This window comes from Halorubrum sp. SD690R, from assembly GCF_005435035.1.
Lineage (GTDB): Archaea > Halobacteriota > Halobacteria > Halobacteriales > Haloferacaceae > Halorubrum > Halorubrum ezzemoulense.
Map to the genome: position 1 here is coordinate 1 of NZ_SGTV01000131.1, position 470 is coordinate 470.

1 pseudogene is annotated in these 470 nt (G+C 67.2%); it reads left to right on the top strand.

Annotation, left to right across the window (positions count from 1 at the left end):
• Nucleotides 1-204: 204 nt before the first annotated feature.
• Nucleotides 205-470 (top strand): annotated as a pseudogene (locus tag EXE41_RS18725) (site-2 protease family protein); the annotation flags it as partial.

Here is a 470-nt window from a genome sequence, read left to right on the forward strand (position 1 = left end):
GCCCTCCCCCCCGCACGCACCCGTCGACGACCGCCCGACCCGCGAACTAACCCGACCCGCGAACCAACCCCGCATTTTCACTTTCGCGTTCCGCTTCGACGCACACCACACGGCCGGAGCGACAGCCCTCTCGCGCCGTCGTCGCCCGGTCGGGTCAGGTCTCCGTCACGGGATTTATGCACGTCGCCCGCCTACTGCACGCCGATGGAACAGTCCGAATCGGCGGACGGACCGCCGGTGGAGGCACTTCGCGCCGTCTTCGACGTTCACGAGGTGCGGTCAGACGGTCGCCGACGTATCTACTACGGCGAGTCGCTCGTCCCCGAGCAGATGCTCGTCCGCGAAATCTGGTCGGCGTTCCGGGGAGCCGGCTACGACGTGGAAGCGCAGGTGTCCGGGCTCGGAGAGACCGACGTGGTCATCGTCGAACCGGCCTCGCAAGGCGTCGAGGAAATCCCGTGGAAGAACAT